Genomic DNA, 24,842 nt, shown 5'->3' with positions numbered 1-24,842 from the left:
CGCGGGGTCAGTCCGTGGCCAGCAGGCGCCGGGCGTCACGAAACGCCGCCGCCAGGTCTCGCAAGGTGGCCGCCGCGGGGTCATCCCCCTTGGCGCCGACCCGCGCATCGGGAAGCATCGGGAAGGTCACCAGCGACACTTCCCACAGCTCCAGCTCCGACAGCAGCCGCCGGCCGCCATCGTCCTTGCGCGCCCTGACGGTGCGGTAGCCGATCGACAGGCCGTCGATCGCCCCCGCCCCGATCAGCGCCGCCGCCTCGCGGCCCCGCGCCACGTCCGTCAGGACCCTGCCCTTGACCCACAGGCCGCAGTCGTCCTCGCGCACCTCGTCCCAGACACCGATCGGCTGGGCCGGGTCGTGCTGCCACAGCATCTTGACCTTGCCGCCCGCCACCGCCATCCGCGCCAGCGACGCGGCATAGGCGCCCCGCTCCACGATGTCGCCGCCCTGGTCGGCCTTGCCGAAGACCGAGGCATAGCCCGCAATCTCGGTGCCGTCGGTCAGGCGCATTTGGGCGCCCGTCGCACAGAACTTGTGTTCCAGTGTCATTCGATCCTCCATCGCGGCCAGCCGCGCGTTTGCGTCGGGTCAGTCGCCATGCCCCACCTCCTGTGCAGGCAGGCCAAGCAGCGCGCGTTTTTCCGCCGCGCTGAGAAAGCTCGCCTCGGCCACCCGCCGCCATTGCGCCTCGCGCTCGGCGCTCAGCGCCGGCACCTGGTCGAGGTCGGGGCGCAGCTCGATCCGCTCGCCCGAGAAGTCCGACAGCCAGTCCGCCAGCGCGCTGGTGACGCGGGCCGCCAGCGGCAGCACCGTCAGCCGATAGAAGGCGCGGTTCGCCTCCTGGTAGTTGGCATAGGTCGCGTCGCCCGGGATCCCCAGCAGCATCGGCGGCACGCCGAAGGCCGTGGCAATCTCGCGCGCCGCCGCCTCCTTGGTCTTCTGAAACTCCATGTCCGAGGGGGAAAAGCCCATCGGCTTCCAGTCCAGCCCGCCTTCCAGCAGCATCGGACGCCCGGCATTGCGCGCCCCCTGGTGCAGGCTTTCCATCTCGCTGACCAGCCGGTCGTACTGGTCCTGGCTCAACTGCGCCTGCCCGTCGGTGCCCTGGTAGACGATCGCACCCGAGGGCCGCGCGGCATTGTCCAGAAGCGCCTTGGACCAGCGCGAGGCGCTGTTGTGCACGTCGATGGCGCTGGCCGCCGCCTGCAATGCGCTGAACCCGTAATGGTCGTCCTGCGGGTGAAAGCTGCGCACGTGGCAGACGGGGCTGGCATATTCGCCCGCGGCAAAGCGCAGCTTGCGCGCGCCCACCACGTATTCATAGGCCACGGGCCAGCCGTCCGGCCCCGGCACCACGCTCATCCTGTCTGACCGCAGGACATGCAGCTCGGCCGGCAGCACCGCCTCGCCCGCAGTGGCCCCCACCGCCTCGACATAGCCGTTGCCGGTCAGCAGAAGCTGCCCGTAAAGCGCCTCGAGCAGTTCGGCCCGCCCCTGCCCCGCGTTGGGCCGGGCCAGCAGCGCCTGGACGGGGTGGGCATCGTAGCGGCGGGCGCGGTCCTGCAGCACCAGCGGCAGCGCCGCCGCCGCCTCGGCGATGATCTGCACTGCCCGAAAGCCTACCGGATTGCCCAGGTAACCTGCCCTGGTCAGCGTCACCACGTCGCGTGGGCTCCACGCGACGCGGCCCGCGCCCTGCCACGAGATGACCGGCCCGGTGGCCGAGGCCTTGGCCCCGGGCGCGCTCGCCGCGGCCACCGTCGCCTCCGGTCGTCTCAGAAAATCGAACATGCCCATCTCCTTGCTCGGCCCCGTCCACGGCGGTCCGCGTCTTGCACCCGGCGAAAGATGCCCGATACGGATTAAGGGGCCGGCAAGCGGGCGCACGGTGCCCCGCGCAACGCCCCTAAAGGCTGCGCATCCGCGGGTCGCCCTGGCCTGCCGGTTCGATCATCAGCGTGTGCAGAGCCCAGACCAGCGCATCGACCCGGTCGGGCGACCCGCGGCCCAGAAAGCCGCGCGGCGTCATCTGGCACATCTGGTCCTCCAGCGCGTCAAGCCCGCGCAGGTGAAAGACGCGCCCCTGTTCGTAAAGCGCCGCGATCGGCTCGGCCCGCACCGCCTTGCCCTTGCTGGCCCGCACCGCGCGATAGGACACCAGCGGATCGACCTGCCGCACCACGCTTTCCACCAGCGCCCCGCCTTGGTTGACCTCGGCCACCAGTCGGTCGGCGCCATGACGGCGCATCGCCGCCACCGCCGCGCGCGCCCATTCCAGCGGCGAGGCGCCGCTGACCGTCGCGTCCTCGATCACCCAAGCCCGCCAGTCCTGCGGCGGCCCGGCATTGACCACGCCCGCCACCACGATCCCACAATCGTCCGAGCTGCTGTGCCCGGTGACCGGCGGATCGACGGCCACCACGATGCGGCTCAGCTCGGGCGCCTGCGTCACCTCGGCGGCCTGCAGCATCGCCGTCGTCCACAACGCCCCCTCGGCATCGGCCAGAAGCACACCGTCCAGCTCCTGCCGCCCCTGCCGGGTTCCGGCGAACCGCCGCTGCACCTCCTGCAGGAACCCCGGCGCAAGGTTCGCCCGGTTGGCCCATGTCGGCGCATGAGTCATCACCGTGCTGTCCTGCGCCAGCAAGTCCTTCAGAACGGCCACGTTGCGCGGCGTGGTCGTGACGCAGGCGCGTGGATCGGCCCCCAGCCGCAGCCCGAATTGCAGCATGTCCCAGGTCTCTGTGCCGAATTTCCATTTCGCCAGTTCATCGGCCCATGCCGCATCGAATTGCGGACCGCGCAGCGATTCCGGCGCGTGCCCCGAGAACAGCTGCGCCTCGGCCCCGTTGGGCCAGACCAGCGCCTTGCGCCCCGCCACCCAGTCGGGCCGCCGATCGGGCGGCGAACAGGCCAGGATCCCGCTGTCGCCGAACACCATCACCTCGCGCGCCTGCTCGATCGTGGCGCCGACAAGGGCCACCCGCGTGGCCCGGCCGGGGTCGCGCGGACGCGGCCCTTCGACCATCTGGCGCACCCATTCCGACCCGGCCCGCGTCTTGCCCGCGCCGCGCCCGCCAAGGATCACCCAGGTCCGCCAGTCACCCTCGGGCGGCACCTGGTGCGGCAGCGCCCAGAACTCGAAAAGATAAGGCAAACCGCGCAGCGCATCGCCATGCAGCTTGCGCAGGAACGTGTCCTCAATCCTTTGTGGCGCGGAGGTCAGCCAGTCGGCGCCCGATCTCGTCACGGATCGCGTCGAAGTCGATGTCGTCGGGTTGGGCCTGTTCGCCTGCGATGTCATGGAAACGCTCCTCTGCCTTGATCAACGCGACGTGCGCGGTCTGCAATTCCCCCAGCTTGGCCAGCGCGGCCTTCACCGCACCGGGCCCGCCGGTTTCAACCTGTGCCTGCAAATGCCGGACCGAGGCGCGCAGCGCCTGGAACAACGCGTCGATCTCGGCGATACGCGCCTGCATTTCGCCAGCGCGCGACCGCGCGGAGCGTCTGTTTCTTTTCATGCGAACTACCTGTTGTGGATGATCACGCTGGACGAGGCAGACACAAAAAAAAGCGGCTACGGAGTTTCCCCCGGCCGCTTGCCCAACACATCCAGCATATCGCAAAACTTACGGCGCAGCGCGCGCAAAGTCAACGCGTTGCACGGGCCACCGCGCCCTTAAGTAACTGTGATACTTACAAAAAGTAAACCGGGCGTCAGTTGCCGGAACTATCCGTTGTTCCCCGTTGCGCCTCGATCGCGCGCCACTTGGCGACGTTGCGATTGTGATCGGCAAGGTTGTCGGAAAAGACATGTCCGCCTGTGCCGTCGGCCACGAAGAAGATATAGTTTGTCTTCGCCGGGTTTAGCGCCGCCTCGATACTGGCCCGCCCCGGATTGGCGATAGGTGTCGGCGGCAACCCATCAATGACATAGGTGTTGTAGGGCGTGTTCGCGCGCAATTCGCTCTGCCGCAGGCCCCGGCCCAGCGCGCCCTGCCCTTTCGTCACGCCGTAGATTACCGACGGGTCGGTCTGCAGCTTCATCCCCTTGTCGAGGCGATTGATGAAAACGCTGGCAACCTCGGGCCGCTCTTGCGGAACGCCCGTCTCCTTCTCGACGATCGAGGCCATGATCAGGGCCTCCTGCGGGCTCTTGTAAGGCAAGCCGTCCGCGCGGTTGGCCCAGGCATCTGCAAGGATCTTGGCCTGCGCCGACGCCATCCTGTCGATCAGGCTTGCCACCGTATCGCCCTTGGCAAAGGCGTAGCTGTCAGGCGCCAACGTGCCCTCAGCCGGCATCGTGGCCAAATCCTCGCCAAGAAGCGGGTTGGCATTCAGCGCACTGACCACTTGCCAGACAGTTGTCCCTTCCGTCACCAGCACGCTCAGCCGCGTATCTGGCTCGGCCACGGCCGCGGTATAGGCAGCGGGATCGGGGTCCGTCCCCGGCTCGAAGGCCACCTGTTCGACGTAACGGTTGCTCGCGGGGTCGAACTGGCGCACCTGCACGCTGTCCTTGGTGACACCGACGCGATAGATCACTTCGGTCCCGCAGGTGCTTTGCCCGCTCTTGGTGACAAGGTCCACGATCTCGGCCATCGAAGCGCCTGCCGGCACCACGAAGCTGCCCGCCTTCAACTGATCGGCCTTGCCCGAATAATCCGCCCCCAGTCGGAACAGCGTTTGCGAACTGATCGCGCCTTGGGTTGCCAGATCACCGCTGATCCCGCGCATGTTCTCGCCGCTCGATACCTTCAGGCAGATCGCATCGGCCAGCGGGCCGGGCGCGCGGTACTGCCGATCGGCCAGCCCGACGAGGCCCACCAGAAGGAACAGCCCGACGATCAGGAACGTCACGGCGTTGGAGGCGATATGGCGCCACATCAGCGCGGCTTGCCGAACAGCACGCTCGCATTGGTGCCGCCGAACCCGAACGAATTCGACAGCGCGACATCGATCTTGCGCGCGCGCTTGGCGTTGGGGGCAAGGTCCACCTTGGTCTCCACCGCCGGGTTGTCGAGGTTGATGGTCGGCGGCGCCACCTGGTCACGGATCGCGAGGATCGAGAAGATTGCTTCGATCGCGCCAGCAGCCCCCAGAAGGTGCCCCGTTGCCGACTTCGTCGACGACATCGTCACCTTGCCCGCCGCATCGCCCATCATCCGCTCGACCGCCGCCAGTTCGATCGTATCCGCCATGGTCGAGGTGCCATGCGCGTTGATGTAGTCGATATCGGCGGGCGTCAGACCCGCATCGGCCAGCGCCATCAGCATCGAGCGTTCGGCCCCATCCCCGTCCGAGGCGGGTGCGGTGATGTGATAGGCGTCGCCCGACAGCCCATAGCCGATCACCTCGGCGTAGATCTTCGCACCGCGCGCCTTGGCATGTTCCAACTCTTCCAGCACGACAATGCCCGCGCCCTCGCCCATCACGAACCCGTCGCGGTCGGCGTCATAAGGGCGACTGGCCTTCTCAGGCTCATGCGCGCGCTTGGTCGACAGGGCGCGCGCGGCGTTGAACCCGGCAATCCCGATCTCGCAGATCGCGGCCTCGGCCCCGCCCGCCACCATCACGTCGGCATTGCCGTACTTGATCAGCCGCGTCGCGTCGCCGATCGCGTGCGCACCGGTCGAACAGGCCGTCACGACCGCGTGGTTCGGCCCCTTGAATCCATAGCGGATGCCAACCTGCCCCGAAATCAGGTTGATCAGCGCGCCCGGAATGAAGAACGGGGACACACGCCGCGGCCCCTTTTCCTTGATCAGGATCGCGGTCTCGGCGATCGACTTCAGCCCGCCGATGCCCGAGCCGATCATTACGCCGGTGCGGAACCTGTCCTCGTCGGTCTGCGGCACCCATCCCGAATCCTCGACCGCCTGCTGCGCGGCGGCCATCCCGAACAGGATGAAGTCATCGACCTTCCGCTGTTCCTTGGGCTCCATGTAGGCGTCGGGGTTGAAGGTGGCGTCGCTGCCATCGCCACGCTTGACCTCGCAGGCATAGGTCGTGGCCAGACCGCTGGCGTCGAACTGGGTGATCGGGCCTGCGCCCGACTGACCGGCCAACAGCCGTGACCAGCTTTCCTCAACGCCATCGGCCAAAGGCGTCACAAGGCCCAATCCTGTCACTACGACTCGACGCATGATCTGCCCTACCCCTGCGTTCCAGTTTCGTCCCTGATAGCCCAGCCGCCAACAATGGGGCAAGGGCGGATCGGTGGCGCGGCAGGTGGCCGCCGGGGGTCAGTCCGGCCCACGTGACAGGCGCTTACGCTTCGTTCACCGTGATCTGCGCATTCTGGCGCCGTCCTGCACGGAGCCTGCCGATGCGCTTTCTCTTGGTCTTCCTTCTGGTTGTCTGGTCCGTTCCGGCCCGCGCTTCGGAGCCTTGTGAAATGCTGGCCGCGCTGCAGGGGCTGGCCGCGGCTGCTGGGCGTCTTGCCGCGCCCGTCCCCGGCGACAGTTTCGAGGCCAACATGCGCACCATCATCAGTACGCTAGATGGCATCAATCGACCTGCGGTGATGAACGGCCTGAAAGGTCAGCCTGCCGCGCTGGACCGTCAGGCAGTGCTTGATCTGCTGGGGCTGATGGCCGTCATCCGCGACACGCCCGCCCTGCAAGATCCGCACAACGTGGCCATCGTCCTGTCGCAAGGGCCGGGAAGGCAAACCCTTGCTGCCGGGCAGGCCGCCCTCGCAGTTGGGCGCTGCGCTGCCGCCAGCAGTAGCGGTCCGGAACGGCTGAAGTTCATCGCCCTCGCCTTTCCGCTCCCGGTGATCGACGTGATGATCCTGTTGGGGTTTGCACTTGTCGCACTCGGCGCGGTGCGCCTGCTGACCCGCAGGCAGGATCGGCGGAGCGCGCTGGAAAGTCGCCATATCGTCCGGCTTGGGGCAACCTGCAGCACCGCCGTGATCGACGATGCACCTGCCCTGCCCGCCACCATCCTCGACCTCAGCCGATCCGGTGCCAAGCTGACACTTCCAACGGACGTGCATCTGCCGCCCGGCACGTCTTTGACACTGCACGTCAACGGCATGGCCCTCGCCGCAACCGTCAAATGGCACAACACCAATTTCGCCGGTCTGCGCTTTGACCTGCCGCTTTCTCAGGCACAACTCGCCACGCTTATCGGCACCGCGTCCGCACAAACGAAAACGGCGCCCCCGCTAGGGAACGCCGCTAACACGCGCGAGGCGTCAGAGCCGCTTATTGCGCCTCGCTGATGAACTTGACCGCGTCGCCGAAGGTCTGGATCGTTTCGGCCGCGTCATCGGGGATCTCGATCCCGAACTCTTCCTCGAACGCCATCACCAGTTCCACGGTGTCCAGGCTGTCCGCTCCCAGGTCGTCAATGAAAGAGGCGTTTTCGGTCACCTTGTCTTCTTCGACACCCAGGTGCTCCACAACGATCTTGCGCACGCGGTCTGCGACGTCGCTCATGTCAATTCCTCACGTCTTTCTGGGCCTGCGCCCGTTTTCTTGGCTTGCCCCGCGGGGCGGCTCACGCGCCCTCGGGGGGCAAAGTCGACCTGCGCGTCGTCGCACCGGCCGGAAAATCTGCGAGGCCTATAGCAGAGATTCCCCGCAAGGCAAACGCTTTCAGATTGCCGCGCGGCAGCACGATCGGCGGCAACGAAGATGGCCCGGGCCACGCCCGAACAGCGCCGCACGGACCCACCGACCGTCGCGCCGCGCGGCGTACAAAGTCCTGCCCGCCGCGGCTGGTCATGCTGTCTCTTCACCACCACGTTCACCGCACAACCCTTTGTAATGAAATCAGTTATCAGCACGACTTCCCCTCGATGACGCCGGCTCCCAACCACGGCCTAAAGCATCGCCATTCCGCCATTGACGTGCAGCACGGTGCCAGTCACGTAGGCTGCCTCGGGGCTGGCCAGGTAGAGGACCGCCGCAGCAATCTCTTCCGGCGCGCCCATCCGCCCGGCGGGCACTTGCGTCAGGATACCGGCTTTCTGGTCGTCGTTCAGCTTGTCCGTCATCGCCGTGGTGATAAAGCCCGGCGCGACGCAGTTGACGGTAATACCCCGGCTCGCGACCTCATAGGCAATCGACTTGGACATCCCCACCATCCCGGCCTTCGAAGCGGCATAGTTGGCCTGCCCGGGATTGCCCGTCGCGCCCACGACAGACGAGATATTCACAATCCGGCCCCAGCGCGCCTTCATCATGCCCCGCACCACGCCCTTGCACAGGCGCATCGTGGCCGTGAGGTTGACGTCAAGAACACTTGCCCAATCCTCGTCCGACATCCGCATGAAAAGATTGTCGCGGGTGATCCCGGCATTGTTGACAAGAATATCGACCGATCCCATCGCCTCGGCAGCCTGCTTGGGCAGGGCATTCACCGCGTCCGGATCAGACAGATTGCAGGGCAGCACATGCGCCCGCTCGCCCAGCTCGGCGGCCAGCGCCTGCAGCGGCGCCTCGCGCGTGCCAGACAAGGCCACGACAGCCCCCGCGCCATGCAGCGCCCGCGCGATGGCCGCGCCGATGCCACCCGATGCGCCGGTGACCAGCGCCGTCTTTCCCGTCAGATCGAACATCCGCCGTCCCTCTTCGTTGTTCATGCCAAGCTTGCAGCTGCCGCCGCAACATCCTCCGGCGTGCCGACGGCCCGCGTGGCGATATCGGGCGCGATCCGTCGGATCATCCCGGACAAGGCCTTGCCCGCGCCAATCTCCCAAGCTTCGGTGACACCCGCACCGGCCATCCACGCCACGCTTTCACGCCACCGGACCGAGCCCGTAACCTGCGCCACCAACAGCTGCCTGATTTCGGCCGGATCGCTGACCGGACCGGCCAGCACGTTGGCCACCAGCGGCACGGCCGGCGGGGCAATGGCCACCTCGGCCAACGCCTCGTCCATCACCTGCGCCGCAGGCTCCATCAGCGCGCAATGGAACGGCGCGCTGACCGGCAACAGCAGCGCGCGCCGGGCGCCTCTTGCCTTGGCAATCTCGACAGCTCGCTCCACCGCCGCGCGATGTCCCGAGACGACGACTTGCGCCGGATCATTGTCGTTTGCCGCCTGGCAGACCTCGCCTTGCGCCGCTTCGGCCGCCACTTCGGAGGCGGTCGCAAAATCAAGCCCCAGAAGTGCCGCCATCGCGCCCACGCCTACCGGCACAGCATCCTGCATCGCGCTGCCGCGCAGCCGCAACAGCCGCGCCGCATCGGCGATCTGAAGCGCGCCCGCGGCCGCCAGCGCCGAATATTCGCCCAGCGAATGCCCCGCGACAAACGAAGCCGCCGCCATGCTGACACCCTCGGATTCCAGTGCTTTCCACGCGGCCAGCGACGTCGCCATCAGGGCCGGCTGGGCATTGCGGGTCAGCGTCAGCGTCTCGGCATCACCGTCCCAGATCAGCGCCGACAGCTTCTCGCCCAGCGCTGCATCGACAGCCTCGAACACCTCGCGCGCCGCCGGATAGGCATCGGCCAGCGCCTTACCCATCCCAATGGCCTGGGCACCCTGCCCGGGAAAAACGAATGCCCGCATGATGTCCCCCTGCGTCGTGTTTCGCAGAGGTCTAGCTGGTCGTCCGGCAAATCACAAGAAATGCAGGGGTGGCTCAGACTCTGGCCCGCGAACGCTCTGCAACGGGTGCGGCCGGGCGAACGGGCCGAGCGGGACGACCGGGCCGAGCTGCATAAGCCACGGCGCGCGGCGCGACAGCAGGGGCTTGTTCGGCGGTCGGAACGGCGGCTGGCGCCGGATCACTCGCAACGGTCGGCGCCGTACTCTGCTCTGGTCCAACCTCCGCCGTCCGCAGGATCACGTCCCGGCCCAGTCGCGTCATCAACGGCAACAATGCCTCGGGCCGGCCGCTCACCAGCGGAATGACGGTGGCCGTGTTGCGGTGCCGGAAAACAAGGCGCGTCTCGTCGCTGCCGCTGTGCTTGCGGTCCAGAAAGACGCCGCCGATCTCGTCGAACGCATAGCGGCTGACCACCCTGCCACGTCCAAAACTGCTGCATACCACCTTGCGGATCTCGCGCGCCCGCAGGTCCACGCGGTATTCCGATTCGAACCCCGCGCCGGCGATAAACAGGAAAACCACGGCCAGCACCGCCAACACAGCGACGCCCGCGACATTGGCAAGCCACTCTGCACGGGCAAGATCGGCCTGCGGCAAAAGGCAAAGACCCAAGGCCGCAATCAACCAACCGGTACCCATGCCCCATGCCCCGCCCTGCGCCAGACGCTGGTGCAGCGTGATCGGCACAAGCGAGCGCACCACATAGCCTGTGGGCATCTCGTCCAACTGGAAGGACGCATTTCGCATCGGGCCAACGACATCGCTGTTGGGCCAGAATTCGGTCTGTTCGTCATAATGAAAGGCCATGTCACACCGTCAGGTTGTTATCGTGCCGTCCTGTTCACTTTCGACATTCTTATTCAAAAGAGGCGAAAAAGCGCCGCGTATGGGTCGGAAGTGGTAATTTTTCAGGGTTAAATCATCCCTTAGACGTGTAATCCGCGCCGCTTTCAGCTTGCCTTGCCACGGCGCACCTGTATAAGGCCGCATCCTTCCGCGATCAGATATGAACCGCGCAGACTCTCGTGGGTGGGGTGCGGAAGGACAGCCGCCCCGCCCTATGAAATGCGCCGCAGAAAACTGGAGCCCACATGCCGCTTTACGAGCATGTCTTCATTGCGCGTCAGGACTTGTCCAACGCGCAAGCCGAAAGCCTCATCGAACATTTCTCGACCGTGCTCGCCGACAATGGCGGCAAGGTGCTGGAGAATGAATACTGGGGCGTCAAGACGATGGCCTACAAGATCAACAAGAACCGCAAGGGGCACTACGCCTACCTGCGCACCGACGCGCCCGCGCCGGCCGTGCAGGAGATGGAGCGCCTGATGCGCCTGCATGACGACGTCATGCGCGTCCTGACCATCAAGGTCGACGCACATGAAGAGGGCCCCTCGGTCCAGATGCAGAAGCGCGACGAGCGTGACCGCGGCGACCGTTCCGACCGTGGCCCCCGCGAAGATCGCGGCCCCCGGCCCGACCGCCGCTAAGACGATCAGAAAGGACATCACAGATGGCAACCAAACCGTTTTTCCGTCGCCGCAAGTCCGATCCGTTTGAGGGCGATAACGCCCCGGCGATCGACTACAAAGACACCCGCACCCTGCAGCGCTACATCTCCGAGCGTGGCAAGATCGTGCCGGCCCGCATCACCGCCGTCGGCGCCAAGAACCAGCGCAAGCTCGCCCAGGCGATCAAGCGCGCGCGGTTCCTTGCGCTGCTGCCCTACGCCGTCAAGTAAGGGAGACACCGCAATGGACGTCATTCTTCTGGAACGCGTGGCCAAGCTTGGCCAGATGGGCGAAGTCGTGAAGGTCAAGGACGGCTACGCTCGAAATTACCTGCTGCCGCAGGGCAAAGCGCTGCGTGTCAACCAGGCCAACATCGCCCGCTTCGAGGCCGAGAAGGCCCAACTCGAAGCGCGCAACCTCGAAACCCGCCGCGAGGCCGAATCGCTGGCCACCACGCTGGACGGGCAAAGCTTCGTCATCATCCGCTCTGCGTCGGACGGTGGTGCGCTTTACGGCTCCGTCACTACGCGTGACGTGGCCGATGCCGCGACCGAAGGCGGCTTTTCGGTCGACAAGCGTCAGGTCGTGCTGAACGCCCCGATCAAGGAACTCGGCCTGCACGATGTCGACGTGGTTCTTCACCCCGAGGTGACAGTAACTATCCGGCTCAACGTGGCCCGCTCGACCGAAGAGGCCGAGATTCAGGCTTCCGGCAAGTCGATCCAAGACCTCGCCGCCGAAGCCGAAGCCGCCGCCGAATTCGAGATTGCCGAGCTCTTTGACGAGATCGGAAGCGCTCAGGGCGACGAAGACCTCTAAGGTCGGCTTCTGCACCAAGATTAGGGGCCGTCCTTCGGGACGGCCCTTTTTTGTGGCGAAAAGCCGCCCAACGTCCCTGCTGTTCAGAATGTCTGAATGCCCGTTACAATTCGGGCATAAGCTGCTCCCATCCACTCATACCAGGGGACGACCCATGAACTTCCGACTGACCCGCCGCGGTTTCATCGCCTCGACTGCTGGCTTCATCGCGCTGCACCCGTTCTCGGCCCGCGCTGCCGCGAACCAGGCGCATCTGCGCATCCTCGAAACCACCGACATCCACGTCAACGTTTTCCCTTGGGACTATTACGCCGACCGCGCCTCCGACACCGTCGGTCTGGCCCGCACCGCCGCGCTGATCGATTCGATCCGCGCCGAGGCGACCAATACCTTCCTGATCGACAACGGCGACTTCCTGCAAGGCACGCCGATGGGCGATTACATGGCCTATGAAAAGGGTCTCGACGGCAGCACCGTCCACCCGATCATCGCTGCGATGAACACGCTGGGCTACGAGGCGTCGACGCTCGGCAACCACGAGTTCAACTATGGCCTCGACTTCCTGATGAAGGCGCTGGCCGGTGCCAACTTCCCCGTCGTCAGTGCCAACGTCGTCACCGAAATGGGGGCGACGCCCACCGCCGACAAGACTCTGCTGAAACCTTACACCATCGTGACCAAGACCATCACCGATGGCGCCGGGGCCGAACACCAGGTCAAGATCGGCCTGATCGGCTTCGTGCCGCCGCAGATCATGGTCTGGGACAGCGCCAACCTGACCGGCAAGGTGCAGACCCGCGACATCGTCGAGACCGCCCGCGCGTGGGTCCCGCAGATGAAAGAGGCCGGCGCCGACATCATCATCGCGCTGGCCCATACCGGCATCGGGCAGGCCAGTTTCACCGAAGGGCTGGAAAACGCCGCCGTTCCGCTGGCCGCGGTCGAAGGGATCGACGCGCTTCTGACCGGGCACCAGCACCTCGTCTTCCCCGGCCCCGATTTCAAGGGTGCCGAGGGTGTCGATGCCGATGCCGGCACGATCATGGGCAAGCCCGCCGTGATGGGCGGCTTCTGGGGCAGCCACATGGGCCTTGTGGACCTGATGCTGGAACAGACCGCCGACGGCTGGAAAGTGGCCGATCACATGGTCGAGGCGCGCCCGATCTACAAGCGTAACGAGGACCGCTCGATCACCGCGCTCGTCTCGGACGTGTCCCGCGTGGAAGAGGCAGCCAAGGCCGATCACGAGGCGACGCTGGCCTATGTCCGCCGTCCCGTGGGCGAAACCAAGGCACCGCTTTACAGCTACTTCGCGCTGGTGGCCGACGATCCCTCGGTCCAGATCGTCTCGGACGCGCAGGTCTGGTACATGAAGCAGATCCTCGCCAACTCCAAATATGCCGGACTGCCGCTGCTGTCGGCCGCGGCCCCGTTCAAGGCCGGCGGCCGCGGCGGCCCGGATTACTACACCGATGTCCCCGCCGGCCCCGTCGCGATCAAGAACGTGGCCGACCTCTACCTCTATCCCAACACCGTGCGCGCGGTGAAGATCACCGGCGCGCAGGTCAAGGACTGGCTGGAACGCTCGGCCGGCATGTTCAACCAGGTCAGCCCCGGCGGGTCGGACCAGCCGCTGCTGAACCCCGATTTCCCCAGCTACAACTTCGATATCATCGACGGCGTCACCTACAAGATCGACGTCAGCCAGCCTTCGAAGTTCGACAAGGACGGCAAGCTGGCCAATCCCGACGCCAGCCGCATCGTCGACCTGATGTATGACGGCAAGCCGATCGACCCGGCGGCAGAGTTCGTGGTGGCCACCAACAACTACCGCGCTGGCGGCGGCGGCAACTTCCCGGGCGCTGACGGCTCGACCATCATCTATGTCGCGCCCGATACCAACCGCGATGTGATCGTGCGCTACATCGTCGAACAGAAGTCGATCGACCCAAAGGCCGATGGCAACTGGACTTTCGCCCCCCTGCCCGGCACCACCGTGGTCTTCGACAGCGGACCGAAGGGCGCGCAATACGCGGGCGACGTGAAAGGCGTGCAGATCGCCCCGGCGGGCGATGGCGAGAACGGCTTCGCCCGTTTCCGCATCACGCTCTGATCACCCCCCCACGAACAAGGAAAGTCGCGGGCCGCCTCCCCTCACCGGGGGGCGGCCCTGTTTTTTGTGGAAGGCCCGACCACAGTAACGCGGAACTGTGTCGGCCAGAGGTCCGTCGTCGTCCCACTCCCGTCAGGCGCGCGAACTTGGTGCCCCTGCGCCGCGCGCTACCGAAGTGACGTCTGCAAACGCAGTCTGGCGTCGCAAGCGGCACCGTCGATCGTGCCGACCCAGACATTGACATAGCCGTCAGGCACCCGCGTCAGCACGATACGAGGGTTCAAGTCGCCATTGTCGTCATCGTCGAAATAGGGGGACATCGTTGGTCCGGAGATCAGCAGCATCGTGTCACAATGACTTTTGACACTCACGGCAAGGCTGTATTCGTTCATTTTCGCCAGATTGAGCGTGAAATCAGGGGCGGTTCGGAAGAGGCCCGCAACGCCCGCCGCACCTTGCATCCCCATTCCAGGGCAATCAGACAGTGCCGCGTCGCCGCCCGCGACGATGTCAAACTCTTGTGGCGTCAGAAGGGTTTCGCCATCAACTTCCAGTACCTGGCCCGACACCCTGTCATCGGGACACGCTGCAGCGGCGCCCGCGCCAAGAACCAAGGCGAACACGAAACCCGCAATCACTCTGAACAAAAGGCAAAACCGGGCAGCGCCCTGCCCGGCTCTTAAAGTATAGTCGTGCGGCATCACAGTCAGCGCGGGAAGGTTTCCATCCGCAACTGCGCGTCGCAATAATTCCCGTCATAGGTGCCGATCCAGACATCCAGCCAGCCGTTGGACGGGCGAGTCAGCACGATGCGGGGGTCCTGATTGCCGTTGTCGTCATCGTCGTAATACCAGTTGGCCGACCCGGTGTTGATCAGAAGTGCCGCGTCGCAGTTGCTGCGAACGCTGATAACCAACTGGTAGCCACCCATGCCCGACAAGTCGAAGCTGAAATCGGGGGGTGTCGGAAAATAGCCCGCGCCACGGTCGGTCCGCGGGCGCACGTTGGGGCAATTCCAGATATAGCTGTCACCACCAGCCGTAACATTGAACAGACGGGGTGTCCGAAGCTGATAGCCGGTCGCCTGATACGTGTCGCCGTACTGATTATAGTCAGGACAGGCTGCAACCGAGGTTGCCAAGCCAAACATCGCAAAAAGTGCCAGAAAAAGTTGTCGCATGGGTCAATCCCCCCGTTTGTCAATTCACGAGGTCACGATACGCAAAAAGGCGCTTATGACAAACTTGTTTCTCAATCTTTTTGGATAGGTGGGCAGAGGGCAGCAACGCATGAAAAAGGGGGCGTGGCACAATACCACGCCCCCTCGGGTCGCGAATCAGACAGGAACGTGACTCACTCTTCTTCGAGCGACTCGACAGCCTTCTGCAGATCTTCCTTGCCAACCTCTTTCTCGGTCACATTGGCAAGGCCGAAGACGTGGTCCACCACCTTGTCTTCGAAAAGCGGCGCTTGAAGCTGTTGGCGGAACTGGGCGTTCTGCTGAACGAACTCGAAGAACTGCCGCTCCTGCCCCGGATACTGCCGAGCCTGGTTCATCACGGCCTGCGTCATCTCGGCATCGGTGACCTTCACCTCGGCCTTCTGTCCGATATCGGCCAGCAGCAGGCCCAGTTTCACGCGGCGTTCAGCCAGCGCAACATGCTCGGGCGTCGGCTCGATTTCCGGATGGTCATGGCCATGCTCGTCGGCATGTTCCTCGTGCCACAGCTGGTGGGCGATCTGACCCGCTTCAGCCTCGACAAGGCTCGACGGCAGTTCGAACGACACCAGCTTGTCCAGAGTGTCCAGAAGCGTGCGCTTGGCGACCGCGCGCGCGGCTCCGGAATATTCGGCTTCCAGCCGCTCGGTGATCTGCGCCTTCAACGCGGCCAGATCATCGGCACCGTACTGCTTGGCCAGTTCATCGTCGATCTTGGCCGGAACCGGCTTTTTGACCGCCTTGATCTTGCACGAGAACACCGCGGCCTTACCGGCAAGGTTCTGGGCCTGGTAGTTCTCCGGGAAGGTAACCTCGACATCCTTTTCATCGCCGGCCTTCACGCCGACCAGACCTTCCTCAAATCCCGGAATGAACGAGTTCGAGCCGAGAACCAGCGGGTAATCCTCCGCTGCGCCGCCTTCGAAGGCCTCGCCGTCGACCTTGCCGACGAAATCCAACACCACCTGGTCGCCATCCTTGGCTTTCTGGTTGGCTGGACGGTCGGCAAAGCTCTGCGCGCTCGTTGCCAATTGCTCCAGCGCCTCGGTCACCGCTGCCTCGTCGGCCTTGACCACCATCCGCTCCAGCTTGACGGCGGAGAAATCAACCTCGGGCACGTCGGGCAGCGTCTCGTAGCTGACCTCGACCTGCACGTCGTCGCCTTCTTTCCAGTCTTCGTTGGTCATCTTCATCTGCGGCTGCGCCGCCGGACGATCACCCGAAGTGGTCAGATGCTCGTTGACCGCACTGTCAATGGCCTCCTGCATCGCCTCGCCCATCAGGCGCTGGCCGAACTGTTTCTTCAGCAGTGCCATCGGCACCTTGCCCTTGCGGAAACCCTTCATCTCGATCTCGGGCTGGGCTTCGACCAGCTTCTGCTTGACCTTGTCGTCAAGCTCCGAGGCGGTGACGGTAATCGCATAGGCCCGCTTGAGGCCGTCGTTGAGGGTCTCGGTGACCTGCATGGGATGTCCTTTTCCTGTTCACGTGGTGCGGGTGGAGGGACTTGAACCCCCACGCCTTGCGGCGCCAGAACCTAAATCTGGTGCGTCTGCCAATTTCGCCACACCCGCATGTTTAAAGGGGGGCAGGACACACCTACCCCCGAGTTGCGCCGGGTTCTAGCAAAGCCCCGGCAAGGATGCGAGTGGAAAACGCCCTGCAAGCGCCCCTGCAGCGGACGAATTTAGAACGCGACAGCGCAACAATTTTGCCATAATGACTACTCATCTATTGAGGCAGTCACAGCAAGAGCGGAAACCGCCATGCAGATTACAACCTTCGTTCCGGCCTACGGGCCGGTCACCGGCGCAGCGCATGCGCTTTATGTTATCGGCGGCACCCCGGTGCTGACCCTCGACGGCGAGCGCAAGGCCGACGGGCTGGCTTCGGGCGACAGGATCATCTCGCGCGACAGCGGCATGACCGTTCTACGCAGCCATTGCATGGGTGCGATGAGCGTGGCCCCGATCCACATCAAGGCCGGGGCCCTAGGCCCGAACCGCCCCGAGACGGATGTAACGGTTCTTCCCGAAAGTTGCATCCTTCTGCGTGACTGGCGCGCGACAGAACTGACGGGGCTCAGTGCCGCGCTGGTTCCGGCCGAACGTCTTGTCGATGGCAAGAACATCGTGCAGGGCGCCGAGGCAGAGGTGACAGTTTACGAGCTTGGTTTCGAGCGGCCGCACGTCATCTATGTTGCCGGTCTCGAAGTTGGGCCTCTTGCAGGCGCACCCGGTACAACCGAGGACTGATCAGGTCCCGGGCGGCAAAAGCGCCTGTAACACTTTCGGCAATTCTTCGGGCAGGTCCTCGGCGATCAGCCCCGGCCCGAACCGTCGTGCGCAGTCAACATGCAGCACAGCCGCCGTCTCTGCTGCGCTCACGGGGTCAAATCCGCGCGCCAGCAAGCCAACGATGAACCCCGCCAGCACGTCACCCGCTCCTGCCGTCGCCAGCCACGGTGCAGCGCGATCAAAGCATGCAGCACTGATGCGACATTGCCCGTCCGGGGAGGCAATGACTGTGTCCGGCCCCTTCAAAAGCACCACGCAGCCTGCCCTCGCCGCCGCCGCGCGCGCCGCATCTACCTTGGAATAGATCGGCCCGCGCTTCAGTGCGGCGGCCAGCCTTGCGGCAATATCAGGGAAAAGTCGCGCGAATTCGCCACCATGCGGCGTCAGAACACAGTCCGGATGAAGCTGCGCCAGAAGTTCTTCGGGCGCCTCTGCAAAAGCGGTCAGCGCATCCGCGTCCAGCACCGTCGCGCGCTTCGCCGCCAGTGCTACGGGCACCAGCGCGCGCGCTCTTTCGATCCCCAGGCCGGGACCAAGGCAAAGTGCATTGATGCGCTCATCCTCCAGCATGCGGGTCAGGCCGGCGGCATCGTCGACCTTGCGCAGCATGATGGCCGTCAATTGCGCGGCGTTCTCGGCCAAGGCCGCTGCCGGACAGCACAGCGTGACAAGACCCGCCCCGATCCGAAGCGCCCCCCGCGCCGCCAGCCGTGCCGCGCCCCCGTGCCCCACGCCCCCCGACACGATCACCGCATGGCCATGCCCGTATTTGTGCGCAAGCGGTGCCTTGGCCAGTTGGGCAAGGTCCGGTACCGCCAGTGCCACGTCGCCCTGCCCATCGGCAACCGGCAGCCCGATATCGACAACCCGCAACCGCCCCGAAAGGCCCGGCCCGCCGCCAAAACGTCCATCGCGCAAAAGGTAGTGTCCGCGCCTGGGTTTGTGGAATGTGACCGTCAGGTCGGCCGGGAATGCTCCGAAATTGGCGCCGGAATCCGCGCAAAGCCCGCTTGGCACGTCGACAGCGACGACCTTTGGACGGTCTGTTTGGGAAATTTGCAGCACGGTTGCCTCGCAGGCGTGCCGGGTCAGCCGCGTATCTTCTGGCATGCTGCGGTCCATGCCCGTCCCGAAAAGCGCATCAACCACAAGCTGATGCGCAAGAGTCTCTGGCCGGCTCTCGACGAAATCGCCAAGCCGTGACGCGATGACCGCGTCATCCCAAGGCCGGACAGATCCCATCCCGCACCAGCGATCGAAATTTGCCCTCGCGTCCATCGGCAACTTTTCAGGATCGCCGTAAAGGTGCAGCTCCACCTCCCAACCCCAATCCTTCAGCAACCGCGCGATCACGAACCCGTCGCCGCCGTTGTTTCCCGGGCCACACAAGACAATGGCGCTCTGCGGAACCGCAGCCAGTTCCGGCCATTGGGCAAAGACCGCTTGGACCACGCGGCGCCCCGCCCGCTCCATCAGGTCCAGACCGCTCGCGGCGCCGCACTCAATCGCCGCCTGCTCGACAGCGCGCATCTGGGCGGATGTCAGCAGTTCGGCCCGCATCCCGGCCCCCTTTTGTCGATCCATGTTTTCAAACTGCCATCTCTGCAGGCATACTGCACAAAATTTAATCTACTCTCATTGTTTCGACCTTGGCCCGCCCGGCCATTCCAGCTGTCCGATTGTCCCTCCCGGACGAAGATGATGTGACACGAAGCAGTATATTTCTCGGCAAGGAGTACGGCAGCGATGAAAAAGATCGAGGCGATCATCAAGCCGTTCAAGCTCGACGAGGTCAAGGAAGCGTTGCAAGACGCTGGCGTCCAGGGCCTGTCGGTTGTCGAAGTTAAGGGTTTCGGCCGCCAGAAGGGCCATACCGAGCTTTATCGAGGCGCCGAATACGTCGTCGATTTCCTACCCAAGGTGAAGATCGAGGTCGTTCTGGCCGACGACCAGATCGACGCCGCCATCGCCGCCATCATCGCGGCCGCCAAGACCGACAAGATCGGCGACGGCAAGATCTTCGTTTCGCCCGTCGAACAGGCGATCCGTATCCGCACCGGGGAATCGGGCGACGACGCGCTCTGATCCCTCGCACGACTCATCACTGAAAGAGGACCTCATCTGATGACCCCCAAGGACGTAGTCAAAATGATCAAGGACGACGACATCGAATATGTCGACGTCCGCTTTACCGATCCACGTGGCAAGCTGCAGCACGTGACCCTCGTTTCCGACCTCGTCGATGAGGATTTCTTCGACGAAGGCTTTATGTTCGACGGCTCGTCCATTGCCGGTTGGAAGTCGATTGATCAGTCCGACATGAAGCTGATGCCCGACGCCGCCAGCGCCTATGTCGACCCGTTCTATGCCGAAAAGACGATCTGCCTGCACTGCAACGTCGTCGAGCCCGACACGATGGAACCCTATGACCGCGACCCGCGCGGTACCGCGCTCAAAGCCGAGGCCTACCTCAAGGCCTCCGGCATCGGCGACACGTCCTATTTCGGCCCCGAGGCCGAGTTCTTCGTCTTCGACGATGTCCGCTTCGCCGTGACCATGAACAAGGTAAGCTATCAGGTCGATGCGCTTGACGGCGCATGGAACACGGATACCGAATACGAAATGGGCAACACTGGCCACCGCCCCGGCGTCAAGGGCGGCTATTTCCCGGTGAACCCCGTTGATGACGCGCAGGACATGCGCGGCGAAATGCTCTCGACGATGAAGCGGATGGGCATGAAGGTGGACAAGCACCACCACGAAGTGGCCTCCTGCCAGCACGAGCTTGGCCTGATCTTCGGCAGCCTCACCGCCCAGGCCGATGCGATCCAGAAATACAAGTACGTCATCCACAACGTGGCGCAAGCCTACGGCAAGACCGTCACTTTCATGCCCAAGCCAATCAAGGGCGACAACGGCACCGGCATGCACGTCAACATGTCGATCTGGAAGGAAGGCAAACCGCTCTTCGCCGGCGACAAGTATGCCGACCTCAGCCAGGAGGCGCTGTATTTCATCGGCGGCATCCTCAAGCACGCCAAGGCGCTCAACGCCATCACCAACCCTTCGACCAACAGCTACAAGCGGCTGATCCCCGGCTTCGAAGCGCCGGTGCTGCGCGCCTACTCGGCCCGCAACCGGTCGGGCTGCGTGCGCATTCCGTGGGCCGAAAGCCCGAAAGCCAAGCGTATCGAGGCCCGCTTCCCCGATCCGTCGGCCAACCCCTACCTCGCCTTCTCGGCCCTGCTGATGGCTGGCCTCGACGGCATCAAGAACAAGATCGACCCGGGCCCGTCTTCGGACAAGGACCTCTACGATCTGCCGCCCGAGGAACTGGCCGCGATCCCGACCGTCTGCGGCTCGCTGCGCGAGGCGCTGACCGAACTGGAGGCCGATCACGAGTTCCTGCTGGCCGGTGACGTGTTCACCAAGGACCAGTTGGAAGGCTACATGGCTCTGAAATGGGAAGAGGTTTATGCCTACGAGCATACGCCGCACCCGGTCGAGTACCAGCTCTACTATAGCTGCTGAACGGCACAGCCGGCCAAGACGACAAGGGCGCCCCAGCGGGCGCCCTTTTTCGTTGGCGCGATACATGTCGGCAGGAACAATGCCGCGATTCTTACCCCAGTGTCGTGAGATCGAAAACGATCAGGTGACCGCCCGATCACCTCTGCCCCCTTGATCGGGCCGGCTCTAGGGATCGTCGCGCAGACGCTGAAAGCCTCAGTCACCTGTCGGACTGCGGGCGCGTCGCAGTCCCGTCGCACTACTTATGCGAATCAAAACGATTCTTTGGACTGCCGCCGTTCCGGAAACCAGACGGCGGTGCCGCCGCGGCCATTGTCCCCGCTTGTGCAAAAATACCCTGAAATTCGTCGGATTACCTGCCCAGCCTTGGACATAATCCCGGAAATTTATCCTCGAAATGATCACAATCCCTGCCAACCACGAACATTATTGAGGTACCCTATGGTTGCATCGAAACGACGAGGTTCGCCATGACCAACACCGCCCAAAGCATCGTTGCCGCGCTGTGCTACACGTCCGATGTCGATCTTCCCTTCGACCGGATTGTCGCAGAATTCCATGACGCGCTTTCCCAGATCTCGGGAGCCTCCGTCACCAATCACAGTTCGTACGAAGACTTCTTCAGCTTCGAAACTGAAGACGTACGCATCTGCCTTTGCTGGAGTACGGCACTGCCTTCGCCTGCCGGTGACACGACTGGCAATTGCTTTGTGATCTCGGTGGGCAGCCCGCTCGACCGTGACGGCAAGGGGGCCCTCTTCGCCAACCGCCGCGCCTTCTGTCAGAGCCTGCTGCAGCGGATCGAAATGCTTTACCCCGCCGACCGGGCCGTGTGGTTCGAACGCGACCAGGCCTTCGACGAGGATCTGTGTGATGCCATCGTCGACACGATCTGGGCCACCGTCCCCGTTGCGACGCCTGAAGCCAAGGCCGACAAGATCGAGACCGAGGAAAATGCGGCCGAGACCAGCGTCGAAACCGCCGCTGTCGAAGAGCCGCAATCGAGCGAGACCCGCGCTGCCGCCGCGCCGCACTGGGAACGTCACGCCGAGGATCCCGATGCGTTGCTGGACAAGCTCGACGAACGTGCCAACGAGGAATACCGTCGCCGCCATCAGGATTATCACCCGCTGCGGATCGACGAGTTGCCGCGCCCGATCCGGCCGACTCATCCCGCGATGAACGCCGACCACCGCCGCGATGCACGACCCCCTGCCTACGCATTCCGCAAACAGCAGGTCGCCGAAGTGCCCGAGGCAGATCCGACACCAGATCACCTGATCGGCGTTCTGGTCCGCGACGCCCTCTATGCGCCGCTGCCCGATGGCGAAACGGAAAAGGGTTCGATCCCGCACCGCCTCGCGATCTATGCGATGAACACGACGCTCTTGGTGGCCGCGCTGCCAGTGGGCGCCACGATGATGACCTACAGCGTGCTTGGCCGTGAGGACATGAACCTTGTTGGCCGTGCGATGGCGCTGACAGGCATCATCCTTGGCCTGACCCATACGCCGATCGGCAGCATCGCCCTGCCCTTCATCACCTGAAAGGCGGCACCGCACAAACCGTGGTGTGAATCATGAACATCACAGCGCCCGATAGCGGCAGACGCACAAGCGTCTGCCGCTCGCTGCGTTCATAGCGGCTTTCGGGCCGCCCCACCGGGCGCGGCCGGGCCTCGGCATGGGGCTGGTACAGCGCCGGATCGTCGTAGCGCAGAAGGTTCGCGCGCCAAAGCGCCATGCCGGGCCGCAACCCGGCGAACAGGCGCTCGACCCGCGCGGCGATGTTCGTGTCGTAGCTGGGCACCGGCGTATGGATTGCTCCCAGCGGCCGACCCAGTTTTTCCGCCAAGGTCCACGCGGCCGGAAAACACAGCAGCGCGCCCGTCAGCACGGGCACCCCGTCGGGCCCGGGCATCAACAGGCAGACATCCTCCTGTACCAGCCGTGAAAGGCTCTGCAGCGGTGCCGTGTCGTCGGGAACGACATGCCGGCCGTCCGGGCAAAGGATCGCTGCGCCATCACTGCTGAAATCCGTTCGTTCGGCGATGGCCTGCAGGACCACCGCCAATGCCTCGCGCGCCGCCGCTTCTGCCCCGGGCATCAGCGCCATCACATCCCCGGGCCGAGTGGCAATCAGCCGCGCCTTTTCTGCCAACTGAGCCGCGTAGGCCTCGTCGACCCGGAGCAATTCCCCCGGGGCCACTGGCCGCATGCTGGGCAGACGGGCCTGCGCAGTCTCGCGCTGTGTGGCGGGGATCATGCCTTGCAGGATCGGTTCCGGCTGCATGCGAGCGCCCTCCTTCAGCGCAAGTGGTCAAAGCGCACAAGCGCGTGTCGATTCCAGACCTGACATCGGCCCGCACCCGGCGTCAGCATCGCGCATCGCCCGCCAAGGATGCGCCATGGATACCCACTATCGCGACCGCCGCAAGATCGACCCGACCCGCGGGGCCACCCTTGCCGATGGCAGCCCCAACGATAATGACCGGCTGGAAATCGGACCAACGGCACTGGCCCTGCAAGAATGGGCCACGCTGGGCCTGATCCCGCCCGACCTGACCGCCATGCGCGCCTTCCGCCATCGCCGTCTTGTGGATGCGGTCAATGCCCGCGGCTATGGTGGCGTCCTGATGTTCGACCCGCTCAACATCCGTTACGCCACCGATTCGACCAACATGCAGTTGTGGAACACCCACAACGCCTTTCGCGCCTGCCTCGTATGCGCCGACGGCTACATGGTGATCTGGGACTACAAGAACGCGATGTTTCTCAGCACCTTCAATCCGCTGGTGCGCGAACAACGCTCTGGCGCAGACCTCTTCTATTTCGACCGGGGCGACAAGATTGGCCCTGCGGCGGATGAATTCTCGGCCCAGGTTCATGACCTGATCCGCGCCCATTCCGACGGCAACATGCGTCTTGGCGTCGACAAGGTCATGATCCACGGACTGCGCGCGCTCGAGGCGCGCGGATTCAATGTCATTCCCGGCGAGGAACTGACCGAAAAAGCCCGCGCGGTCAAAGGCCCCGACGAGATTCTGGCGATGCGCTGTGCCTCTGCCGCCTGCGAGATCGCCGTCGCCGAGATGGAGCGTGCGGCGCGCGAGGGCGTGCCACGCGGCGACATGAGCGAGAACGACATCTGGGCCGTCCTTCATGCCGAGAATATTCGCCGCGGCGGCGAATGGATTGAAACCCGCCTTCTCTCTTCCGGCCCGCGGACGAACCCGTGGTTTCAGGAATGCGGCCCCCGCATCGTCCAGAACAACGAGATCGTGGCCCTGGATACCGACCTTGTCGGTGCCTACGGCATCTGCGTTGACATCAGCAGGACGTGGTGGATCGGCGATGCCAAACCGCGCCCGGACATGACCGAAGCAATGCAGATTGGTGTCGAACATATCCGACAGAACATGGCCATGCTGCGCCCCGGGGTGTCGATGACGGAGCTCTCGCAAAACTGCCACCGCCTGCCCGCGAAGTATCAAAAGCTGAAATACGGCTGCATGATGCACGGCGTGGGCCTTTGCGACGAATGGCCGCTCATCGCCTATCCCGATCAGATGGTGCCGGGCGCCTTCGACTACGTGCTCGAACCCGGCATGTGCCTTTGCGTCGAGGCGCTGATCAGCCCCGAGGGCGGCGATTTCTCGATCAAGCTCGAAGATCAGGTGATCATCACCGAGACCGGGCACGAGAATCTGACGGCCTATCCGTTCGACCCGGCACTGATGGGCTAAACGCGGGGTCTGTAACCCACAACACCTTGCGGTGAGGCGTC

At 64.4% G+C, this 24,842-nt stretch carries 25 protein-coding genes and 1 tRNA gene; 10 read left to right on the top strand and 16 right to left on the bottom strand.

All coding sequences use genetic code 11. From position 1 onward, the window contains the following. Positions 1-7 precede the first annotated feature (7 nt). The 6 genes from GC146_RS05610 to fabF form a co-directional block, all read right to left on the bottom strand. Positions 8-550 carry an HK97 family phage prohead protease gene (locus tag GC146_RS05610; RefSeq protein WP_291835511.1) on the bottom strand — a complete coding sequence of 181 codons (543 nt, stop codon included), beginning with the start codon at positions 548-550 and terminating at the stop codon, positions 8-10. Positions 551-589: 39 nt separating this feature from the next. After that, positions 590-1,792, bottom strand: coding sequence for a phage portal protein (locus tag GC146_RS05605; protein WP_291835508.1), 1,203 nt, complete (start codon positions 1,790-1,792; stop codon positions 590-592). Between the two features lie 115 nt (positions 1,793-1,907). Then, a complete protein-coding gene (locus GC146_RS05600) occupies positions 1,908-3,305 on the bottom strand; it encodes a terminase family protein (RefSeq protein WP_291835505.1) in 1,398 nt (465 codons plus the stop codon). Next, a complete protein-coding gene (locus GC146_RS05595) occupies positions 3,202-3,522 on the bottom strand; it encodes a hypothetical protein (RefSeq protein WP_291835502.1) in 321 nt (106 codons plus the stop codon). Before GC146_RS05595 ends, GC146_RS05600 begins: the two co-directional genes overlap by 104 nt. A gap of 196 nt (positions 3,523-3,718) precedes the next feature. Then, on the bottom strand, positions 3,719-4,888 hold the full coding sequence (mltG, locus tag GC146_RS05590; protein WP_291835500.1) for an endolytic transglycosylase MltG: 1,170 nt from the start codon (positions 4,886-4,888) through the stop codon (positions 3,719-3,721). Continuing rightward, on the bottom strand, positions 4,888-6,147 hold the full coding sequence (gene fabF / locus GC146_RS05585) for a beta-ketoacyl-ACP synthase II (protein ID WP_291835498.1): 1,260 nt from the start codon (positions 6,145-6,147) through the stop codon (positions 4,888-4,890). The genes mltG and fabF overlap by 1 nt, the downstream gene beginning before the upstream one ends. 182 nt (positions 6,148-6,329) lie before the next feature. Here fabF and GC146_RS05580 point away from each other — a divergent pair, with 182 nt between their 5' ends. After that, positions 6,330-7,232: a PilZ domain-containing protein gene (locus tag GC146_RS05580; protein ID WP_291835495.1), complete on the top strand. Its 903-nt coding sequence runs from the start codon at positions 6,330-6,332 to the stop codon at positions 7,230-7,232. Here the strand turns inward: GC146_RS05580 and GC146_RS05575 are convergent. The 4 genes from GC146_RS05575 to GC146_RS05560 form a co-directional block, all read right to left on the bottom strand. Beyond that, complete coding sequence (locus tag GC146_RS05575) at positions 7,216-7,449, bottom strand: acyl carrier protein (RefSeq protein WP_085879302.1); 234 nt, start codon at positions 7,447-7,449, stop codon at positions 7,216-7,218. The genes GC146_RS05580 and GC146_RS05575 overlap by 17 nt on opposite strands. Before the next feature lie 386 nt (positions 7,450-7,835). After that, on the bottom strand, positions 7,836-8,573 hold the full coding sequence (fabG, locus tag GC146_RS05570) for a 3-oxoacyl-ACP reductase FabG (protein WP_291835488.1): 738 nt from the start codon (positions 8,571-8,573) through the stop codon (positions 7,836-7,838). A gap of 20 nt (positions 8,574-8,593) precedes the next feature. Further along, entirely contained in the window at positions 8,594-9,532 is a 939-nt protein-coding gene (gene fabD, locus GC146_RS05565) for an ACP S-malonyltransferase (RefSeq protein ID WP_291835776.1), read from the bottom strand. Positions 9,533-9,602: 70 nt separating this feature from the next. Beyond that, positions 9,603-10,376, bottom strand: coding sequence for a hypothetical protein (locus GC146_RS05560; RefSeq protein ID WP_291835485.1), 774 nt, complete (start codon positions 10,374-10,376; stop codon positions 9,603-9,605). A gap of 284 nt (positions 10,377-10,660) precedes the next feature. Between GC146_RS05560 and rpsF the strand changes: the two genes are divergently transcribed. From rpsF to GC146_RS05540, 4 genes are all read left to right on the top strand, one after another. Then, on the top strand, positions 10,661-11,056 hold the full coding sequence (gene rpsF / locus GC146_RS05555; protein ID WP_291835482.1) for a 30S ribosomal protein S6: 396 nt from the start codon (positions 10,661-10,663) through the stop codon (positions 11,054-11,056). A 23-nt stretch (positions 11,057-11,079) separates the two neighbouring features. Further along, positions 11,080-11,307, top strand: coding sequence for a 30S ribosomal protein S18 (rpsR, locus tag GC146_RS05550; RefSeq protein ID WP_211644588.1), 228 nt, complete (start codon positions 11,080-11,082; stop codon positions 11,305-11,307). A 13-nt stretch (positions 11,308-11,320) separates the two neighbouring features. Then, complete coding sequence (gene rplI, locus GC146_RS05545; RefSeq protein WP_291835475.1) at positions 11,321-11,896, top strand: 50S ribosomal protein L9; 576 nt, start codon at positions 11,321-11,323, stop codon at positions 11,894-11,896. 154 nt (positions 11,897-12,050) lie between these two features. After that, positions 12,051-14,009 (top strand): bifunctional 2',3'-cyclic-nucleotide 2'-phosphodiesterase/3'-nucleotidase, encoded by a 1,959-nt coding sequence (locus GC146_RS05540; RefSeq protein ID WP_291835473.1) that lies wholly within the window; start codon positions 12,051-12,053, stop codon positions 14,007-14,009. Between the two features lie 167 nt (positions 14,010-14,176). On the opposite strand, the gene GC146_RS05535 is transcribed toward GC146_RS05540, so the two are convergent. From GC146_RS05535 to GC146_RS05520, 4 genes are all read right to left on the bottom strand, one after another. After that, positions 14,177-14,710, bottom strand: a complete 534-nt coding sequence (locus GC146_RS05535) for a hypothetical protein (RefSeq protein WP_291835470.1) — start codon at positions 14,708-14,710, stop codon at positions 14,177-14,179. Positions 14,711-14,715: 5 nt separating this feature from the next. Further along, the gene (locus GC146_RS05530; RefSeq protein ID WP_291835466.1) at positions 14,716-15,189 is read right to left on the bottom strand and encodes a hypothetical protein; all 474 of its coding nucleotides are present in this window, start codon (positions 15,187-15,189) and stop codon (positions 14,716-14,718) included. Positions 15,190-15,362: 173 nt separating this feature from the next. Beyond that, the gene (gene tig / locus GC146_RS05525; RefSeq protein WP_291835463.1) at positions 15,363-16,694 is read right to left on the bottom strand and encodes a trigger factor; all 1,332 of its coding nucleotides are present in this window, start codon (positions 16,692-16,694) and stop codon (positions 15,363-15,365) included. A 23-nt stretch (positions 16,695-16,717) separates the two neighbouring features. Further along, positions 16,718-16,802: transfer RNA gene (locus GC146_RS05520), tRNA-Leu, on the bottom strand. 192 nt (positions 16,803-16,994) lie between these two features. On the opposite strand from GC146_RS05520, the gene GC146_RS05515 reads away from it, so the two are divergent. Further along, positions 16,995-17,483 carry a Hint domain-containing protein gene (locus GC146_RS05515; protein ID WP_291835460.1) on the top strand — a complete coding sequence of 163 codons (489 nt, stop codon included), beginning with the start codon at positions 16,995-16,997 and terminating at the stop codon, positions 17,481-17,483. Here the strand turns inward: GC146_RS05515 and GC146_RS05510 are convergent, their stop codons facing one another. Further along, positions 17,484-19,109: an NAD(P)H-hydrate dehydratase gene (locus tag GC146_RS05510; protein ID WP_291835457.1), complete on the bottom strand. Its 1,626-nt coding sequence runs from the start codon at positions 19,107-19,109 to the stop codon at positions 17,484-17,486. Positions 19,110-19,271: 162 nt separating this feature from the next. Between GC146_RS05510 and GC146_RS05505 the strand changes: the two genes are divergently transcribed. The 3 genes from GC146_RS05505 to GC146_RS05495 all read left to right on the top strand — a co-directional run bounded on the left by GC146_RS05505 (position 19,272) and on the right by GC146_RS05495 (position 22,603). Further along, complete coding sequence (locus GC146_RS05505; RefSeq protein WP_291835454.1) at positions 19,272-19,610, top strand: P-II family nitrogen regulator; 339 nt, start codon at positions 19,272-19,274, stop codon at positions 19,608-19,610. A 39-nt stretch (positions 19,611-19,649) separates the two neighbouring features. Then, a complete protein-coding gene (gene glnA, locus GC146_RS05500; RefSeq protein WP_291835452.1) occupies positions 19,650-21,056 on the top strand; it encodes a type I glutamate--ammonia ligase in 1,407 nt (468 codons plus the stop codon). 470 nt (positions 21,057-21,526) lie between these two features. Then, positions 21,527-22,603 carry a hypothetical protein gene (locus GC146_RS05495; protein WP_291835449.1) on the top strand — a complete coding sequence of 359 codons (1,077 nt, stop codon included), beginning with the start codon at positions 21,527-21,529 and terminating at the stop codon, positions 22,601-22,603. Here GC146_RS05495 and GC146_RS05490 read toward each other — a convergent pair. Further along, positions 22,596-23,348, bottom strand: coding sequence for a DUF3445 domain-containing protein (locus tag GC146_RS05490; RefSeq protein WP_291835446.1), 753 nt, complete (start codon positions 23,346-23,348; stop codon positions 22,596-22,598). The two genes, GC146_RS05495 and GC146_RS05490, sit on opposite strands and share 8 nt — an antisense overlap. 115 nt (positions 23,349-23,463) lie before the next feature. On the opposite strand from GC146_RS05490, the gene dddP reads away from it, so the two are divergent. Further along, the gene (gene dddP / locus GC146_RS05485) at positions 23,464-24,801 is read left to right on the top strand and encodes a dimethylsulfonioproprionate lyase DddP (RefSeq protein ID WP_291835443.1); all 1,338 of its coding nucleotides are present in this window, start codon (positions 23,464-23,466) and stop codon (positions 24,799-24,801) included. Positions 24,802-24,842: the final 41 nt, after the last annotated feature.

The organism is Limimaricola sp. (assembly GCF_016125575.1).
In the GTDB taxonomy this organism is placed as follows: Bacteria; Pseudomonadota; Alphaproteobacteria; order Rhodobacterales; family Rhodobacteraceae; genus WGLM01.
Note: the sequence above shows the minus strand (reverse complement) of the source record. Positions and strands in the feature narration are given on the sequence as shown.

What these genes read in the sequence shown, in the direction of transcription:
- GC146_RS05560 (WP_291835485.1), bottom strand. Translation starts at nt 10,376, where the DNA reads ATGGCCTTTCATTATGACGAACAGACCGAATTCTGGCCCAACAGCGAT.
- GC146_RS05495 (WP_291835449.1), top strand. Translation starts at nt 21,527, where the DNA reads ATGACCAACACCGCCCAAAGCATCGTTGCCGCGCTGTGCTACACGTCC.
- rpsF (WP_291835482.1), top strand. Translation starts at nt 10,661, where the DNA reads ATGCCGCTTTACGAGCATGTCTTCATTGCGCGTCAGGACTTGTCCAAC.
- rpsR (WP_211644588.1), top strand. Translation starts at nt 11,080, where the DNA reads ATGGCAACCAAACCGTTTTTCCGTCGCCGCAAGTCCGATCCGTTTGAG.
- GC146_RS05530 (WP_291835466.1), bottom strand. Translation starts at nt 15,189, where the DNA reads ATGCGACAACTTTTTCTGGCACTTTTTGCGATGTTTGGCTTGGCAACC.
- GC146_RS05515 (WP_291835460.1), top strand. Translation starts at nt 16,995, where the DNA reads ATGCAGATTACAACCTTCGTTCCGGCCTACGGGCCGGTCACCGGCGCA.
- GC146_RS05600 (WP_291835505.1), bottom strand. Translation starts at nt 3,305, where the DNA reads ATGACATCGCAGGCGAACAGGCCCAACCCGACGACATCGACTTCGACG.
- fabF (WP_291835498.1), bottom strand. Translation starts at nt 6,147, where the DNA reads ATGCGTCGAGTCGTAGTGACAGGATTGGGCCTTGTGACGCCTTTGGCC.
- GC146_RS05505 (WP_291835454.1), top strand. Translation starts at nt 19,272, where the DNA reads ATGAAAAAGATCGAGGCGATCATCAAGCCGTTCAAGCTCGACGAGGTC.
- GC146_RS05510 (WP_291835457.1), bottom strand. Translation starts at nt 19,109, where the DNA reads ATGGATCGACAAAAGGGGGCCGGGATGCGGGCCGAACTGCTGACATCC.
- GC146_RS05580 (WP_291835495.1), top strand. Translation starts at nt 6,330, where the DNA reads ATGCGCTTTCTCTTGGTCTTCCTTCTGGTTGTCTGGTCCGTTCCGGCC.
- GC146_RS05535 (WP_291835470.1), bottom strand. Translation starts at nt 14,710, where the DNA reads ATGCCGCACGACTATACTTTAAGAGCCGGGCAGGGCGCTGCCCGGTTT.
- GC146_RS05490 (WP_291835446.1), bottom strand. Translation starts at nt 23,348, where the DNA reads ATGCAGCCGGAACCGATCCTGCAAGGCATGATCCCCGCCACACAGCGC.
- rplI (WP_291835475.1), top strand. Translation starts at nt 11,321, where the DNA reads ATGGACGTCATTCTTCTGGAACGCGTGGCCAAGCTTGGCCAGATGGGC.
- dddP (WP_291835443.1), top strand. Translation starts at nt 23,464, where the DNA reads ATGGATACCCACTATCGCGACCGCCGCAAGATCGACCCGACCCGCGGG.
- GC146_RS05540 (WP_291835473.1), top strand. Translation starts at nt 12,051, where the DNA reads ATGAACTTCCGACTGACCCGCCGCGGTTTCATCGCCTCGACTGCTGGC.
- glnA (WP_291835452.1), top strand. Translation starts at nt 19,650, where the DNA reads ATGACCCCCAAGGACGTAGTCAAAATGATCAAGGACGACGACATCGAA.
- GC146_RS05605 (WP_291835508.1), bottom strand. Translation starts at nt 1,792, where the DNA reads ATGTTCGATTTTCTGAGACGACCGGAGGCGACGGTGGCCGCGGCGAGC.
- GC146_RS05610 (WP_291835511.1), bottom strand. Translation starts at nt 550, where the DNA reads ATGACACTGGAACACAAGTTCTGTGCGACGGGCGCCCAAATGCGCCTG.
- GC146_RS05575 (WP_085879302.1), bottom strand. Translation starts at nt 7,449, where the DNA reads ATGAGCGACGTCGCAGACCGCGTGCGCAAGATCGTTGTGGAGCACCTG.
- tig (WP_291835463.1), bottom strand. Translation starts at nt 16,694, where the DNA reads ATGCAGGTCACCGAGACCCTCAACGACGGCCTCAAGCGGGCCTATGCG.
- mltG (WP_291835500.1), bottom strand. Translation starts at nt 4,888, where the DNA reads ATGTGGCGCCATATCGCCTCCAACGCCGTGACGTTCCTGATCGTCGGG.
- GC146_RS05595 (WP_291835502.1), bottom strand. Translation starts at nt 3,522, where the DNA reads ATGAAAAGAAACAGACGCTCCGCGCGGTCGCGCGCTGGCGAAATGCAG.
- fabG (WP_291835488.1), bottom strand. Translation starts at nt 8,573, where the DNA reads ATGTTCGATCTGACGGGAAAGACGGCGCTGGTCACCGGCGCATCGGGT.